This window comes from Thermosipho sp. (in: thermotogales) (genome assembly GCF_020054775.1).
Taxonomy (GTDB): Bacteria; Thermotogota; Thermotogae; order Thermotogales; family Fervidobacteriaceae; genus Thermosipho; species Thermosipho africanus.
In genome coordinates, this window is record NZ_JAIHAP010000106.1 from 1 (window position 1) to 5,030 (window position 5,030).

Annotated in this window: 5 protein-coding genes; all 5 read left to right on the forward strand. The window is 27.4% G+C overall.

Translation table 11 applies throughout. From position 1 onward, the window contains the following. Window positions 1–529: hypothetical protein (locus tag JG780_RS10650; RefSeq protein ID WP_287570616.1), on the forward strand; the 529-nt coding region annotated here is incomplete at its 5' end. Further along, window positions 526–2,709, forward strand: coding sequence for an RAMP superfamily CRISPR-associated protein (locus JG780_RS10655; protein WP_012269228.1), 2,184 nt, complete (start codon window positions 526–528; stop codon window positions 2,707–2,709). The genes JG780_RS10650 and JG780_RS10655, both read left to right, overlap by 4 nt. Continuing rightward, window positions 2,706–4,115 carry an RAMP superfamily CRISPR-associated protein gene (locus JG780_RS10660; RefSeq protein ID WP_287570620.1) on the forward strand — a complete coding sequence of 470 codons (1,410 nt, stop codon included), beginning with the start codon at window positions 2,706–2,708 and terminating at the stop codon, window positions 4,113–4,115. The genes JG780_RS10655 and JG780_RS10660 overlap by 4 nt, the downstream gene beginning before the upstream one ends. After that, window positions 4,105–4,689 (forward strand): type III-D CRISPR-associated protein Csx19, encoded by a 585-nt coding sequence (csx19, locus tag JG780_RS10665; protein ID WP_012269230.1) that lies wholly within the window; start codon window positions 4,105–4,107, stop codon window positions 4,687–4,689. The genes JG780_RS10660 and csx19 overlap by 11 nt, the downstream gene beginning before the upstream one ends. A gap of 18 nt (window positions 4,690–4,707) precedes the next feature. After that, window positions 4,708–5,030: hypothetical protein (locus JG780_RS10670; protein ID WP_287570621.1), on the forward strand; the 323-nt coding region annotated here is incomplete at its 3' end.

Sequence of the window (5,030 nt, forward strand, 5' to 3'; positions counted from 1 at the left end):
AAGCATAAATAGTGAATCATTGTCTGCATGTGGAGGAGTAAGTATTGTAAAGACAAAATATCCTTTTTATAGAGCTTATATAGTAGCAGAAGATTTAACTGACAGAGCTAAACAGATATCAAGAAAAGAAAATGGTTCGTATATTGACTTTTTTATCTCTTCATCTGGTTGGAGTGGCAGTTTAGAAGATATTTTCAATAAACACTTATCTACTGTAAATGGCAAGCTCCATTTTGGACCCTATAGAATTGATTCAATAAATGATGAAAAAACAATAGAAAATTTGAAGAATATTATTAAAGAGTTTAAAAATATTCCTAAAAATAAAGTGATGAAATTAAGAGAAATACTATTCAAAGTTACAGATAAAGATAATGGAAAAATTTTTGTAGAAGAATTAAAAGTTAAAGGAATAAATCTACCACAGATAAAAGGAATGTATTATCATGAACAGATATGGCAAAACAGGGAGACACCATATTTTGATGCTATAGAGCTTATAGATTTTTATCCGGAGGGATTATTATGAAGATTAAAATAGACTTATTATCATATACGTTAACAGGTTCTGGGGAAGGTGCAGGAATAATTGATAGCGATGTAGTATTAGATGATTTTGGATTTCCCTATATTCCTTCAAGACGCATAAAAGGAGTATTGAGAGAGAGTGCTCAAGAAGTTTGTGATATTTTAGGTATAAATGATTATAAAATTGTTAACAGCATATTTGGGAAAGATGGTTTTACAGAAGGTAAGTTGCATATAGGTAATTTGTACATAAATGATTATAAGGAGATAAAAGAAGAAATTGAAAACTTAAAAAATGATAATGACAGTCTATATAAAAATTTTGTTAATTCGTTAAAAATTACATCTTATTATACAACTATAAGACAGCAAACTTCTATAGAAGAAGACAATGGAATTGCAAAGAAAGGCTCACTTAGGACATTTAGAGTTTTAAAACCTGGTCTCAAATTTGAAGGTGAACTATATGAAATAAACCCTTTAACTAAAAAAGAAAAAGCTATATTATACTTAGCAGTAATTAATCTAAAGAGAATTGGGACATCAAGAAATCGTGGTTTTGGGGAGATAAGATGCTCAATTGAAGGTATTGAATTTGACAACTTGGATAAAGCTATTCAAGATTTAAAAAATGGTATAGACAAAACAGAGGAGATTAAATACTCTGATTTAAAATTTCAAGGGAATAAAAGTAAAAATATAAAAATATTACCTTATAAGATAACTGCACTATCACCAATTTTAATAGCAAAAGAAATAGGTGAGCAAAACACTATATATACAGAAAAATATATACCTTCGACAACAATTAGAGGTTTATTTGCAAATAAATTTATAAATGAACTTGGTTTAGGTAAAATTGCACATAAGAATAACGATTTTTATAACATGTTCTTAAGAGGTGATATTATAGTAACTCCTGCTTATCCACTTAAAAATCATAGAATTTATTATCCAGCTCTATATTTGCATAAAGAAAAAGGAAAAGATTCCAATCCAGTATACAATATTTTAGAAGAAGTTCCTAACGATATAAAAACAAAACCATTGAATAGAATGATTTATTATATTGATGATAAAATATATACTTATGACATATCAACAACATTTTATTTTCACAATACAAGAGACAGAGTGAAAGGACATAGTACAGGAGAAGATATCTTTTATTATGAAGCAATAAATGAAGGAGAAGAATTTAAAGGATTTATTATAGGAGACGAGGGATATCTTGAAGGAATAAAAAATTTATTTAAAGAGAAATTTAATTCTTTTATTGGTAGGTCAAAAAGTGCCCAATATGGTTTAGTAAAAATAGAATTTGGCGATTTAAAAGATACAGATATGTTAGAAATTGAGGATAAAGAATTTATCATAGTAGCAATTTCTCCTATTATTTTACATAACGATTGGGGTTTTAGTGAGGTCTCTGAAAAGACATTAAAAAATTATCTAAAGAAACATTTTAATGATTGTGATATTATTGTAGAAAAAATTATTGCAAGAACTGAATATGTTGAAAACTTCGTAGGTATTTGGGGAATGAAAAATACTCGTGAATTAGCTTATTCACCCGGATCAGCTTTTAAAATTATAGTTAAAGGCTGTGATAACTTAGAAGAAAAACTAAATAATCTTTTAATATACGGATTTGGAGAGAAAACCGATTTAGGTTTTGGTAGAGTAAAAATATATTGGGATTTAAATGAAGAATATGACATGGATGGCGAAAAAGAAAAATTTAGGCATATATATCCTCAAAAGTCATATTTAATTATAAGTGATATTGTAAATAGAGAAATAAAGGAGTTTATAAAATATAAAGGCTTTGAAAGAGCAGGGAAGTTCAAAGATCAGAAAAAGATCTCTAACAATCTTATAGGGCGTATTGAAGGAATATTGTCAGAAACAAGTAATTTTGATGATTGGAGAAGAAAATTAAGCAAATTAGATAAAAAGCCTGCTGGTGAAACTTTAAAAGATACAAATTTATGGGATGATTTGTACGAATTAGATGTTTTTAATAATAAATCAAATAAAATTATATTTGATAATAGATTATCAGAGGTTATAAAAGATTTATCTCTGGATTTAGACCATTTTGAACTATCAAAAACATACTGGGTTAGTTTTTTAAGATATTTAAGACTGTTTAAAAAAACAGGAGGAGAAGAAAAATGATTGATAATTCTAAGCTTATAAGTACTATAATCATAAAAGGTGTTTTAGAAAATACTTCACCTTTTGTTATAGGAACAGGTAAAGGAGATATTATTGATATAGAAATTATAAAAGATGAGATTGGTAACCCTTATATTCCTGCGACTTCTTTTGTGGGGGCACTAAGACACCATATTTCGAAAAATTTTAAAGAAGAAGATAAAGAAATATGGGAGTATTTTTGGGGTTCTAAAAATAGAAATCAAGAGAATACTTTTGATGTTCAGAGCCATTTCATGGTTAGTGATTTAAAAATTATGGACAACCCCAAAGAGGACTTAATAACTGTCAGGGATGGTGTAGCAATAGATGAAAAAAAGGGAATTGCAAAAGAAAAAGCAAAATATGATTATGAAATAGTTAATAAAGATTTAGAATTTGAATTTAAAGCTGAAATTAAAATAAGAGAAAATTTTAAAGATAAGGAAATTGAGATTCTAAAAATATTAAAAACTATACTTACTGAGTTGGAAGCCGGGAAGGCTCAGTTTGGTGCATTTACCACTAAAGGATTTGGCAGGTTTAATTTAAAAAATGTTCGGATATTAAAATTTGATTTTCCAAAAGATGGAGTAAATTATTTGAAATTCTTGCAGCACGAGTATTTGCCAGAAGATAAACTTGATTTAAGCAAGATAGATATACTTCCTAAAAAAGATAATACTGATTGTATTATTAATGCGTATTTTTCCATAAAAAGCTCACTTATCATAAGTTCATATACAACAGATCCCGATGAGCCGGATAAAGTACATATAAAATACAATGGAAAAGAAGTTTTAACTGGAACTTCACTAAAAGGTGCGATAAGATCGAGAGCTTTTAAGATTGTAAACACATTATGTAAGAATAATCAAGAAGAAAATGATGATTTAAAAAAATTATTTGGCTGGGCTGATACAGAAAATAAAGAAAAGACTAAATACAAAAGTAGAATAATTATTGATGAAAGCAAAGTCAAGAATGTGATTGAAAAAGAGCAGACGAGAATAAAGATTGATAGATTTACAGGGGGGACAATATCTGGAGCTTTATTTCAATCTAAACCTCTTTGGCATAACGATGAAAATGTACAATTAAAAATAAAAATTAAAGATGCAAAAGACTGGGAAATTGGGCTTTTACTTTTAGTATTGAAAGACTTATGGAATGAAGATTTGCCTATTGGCGGAGAAAAAAATATAGGAAGAGGAATCTTAAAAGGTAAAAATATAGAAATTGAGTATAAAGGGAAAAAACATATTATTGGAAAATCTACCAATAATGACGAGACAAATAAAATAGTAGTTAATGATAGCGATAAACAGATATTAGAAGGTTTTGTCGAGGAATTTTCTAAAAAAGTGAGGGATTGGGATGTTAGATGATATATATAAAATTGAAGTAACATTCTCAAAAGTTAAAGCAAGGGATATGGATAATAATGATTTAAACTATGATGCATTTATTAAGGAAATAGGAGAAATACAAAATGGTTATGTTGTATGCTGGCTTGATTATGCAGTATTATTTGGAATAATACGAAATGGGGAAATAAAATTTTATAATAACGAATCACCTGATTTTAACAGATATCTTCAAAAATTGAGGATATTTAATGAAAATGAAGAACTATATATTTGGAGGTCAGGAAATAAATTTAAATTTAGATATAGAGAAGATCTAGATAGTAATAAAAATGGAGAGATGGTAGAATATATTGATGCAGATCAGGTAATGTATGGATCTAAATTTGAAATTAAAGATGAATTTATTGAAGTTTATGAAAAAAGAGGAATTAGATATATAGTACCGAAGGAATTTATAGGAAATAACTTAATTGATGATATAAACAATAATAAGAAAAGATTAGTTTTACATACGAGAAATTATATAGGATATAATGAAATTGGACAGGCTGGTTTTGTTGACAGTAGGTTTTTAAAAATATCAATTATTTAATATTTGGAGGTTATTATTATGGAAAAAGCTAAAATAAGTATACAGAAAACTAAAAAAGGGTATGATTATATATTAACTTTTGATGATGGAAAACCTTTAAAAGTGCATGGATTTAATTTGCCGCAAGATATTAATGGAAAAGAATGTGAAGTTGAAAGAATAAATGGATTACCCTCAAAAATTATAATTGATGGAATAGAATATACTAAAACAACTACTCAAAGTAATATACAAGAAAATAAGCAGACTGCTCAACAAAAAATAAAAAACGAGCCTAAACACAATAGTCAAATTAAGCTTTTTGCTAAAGCTCCTTATAATTTTATTCCATTAAATGAATG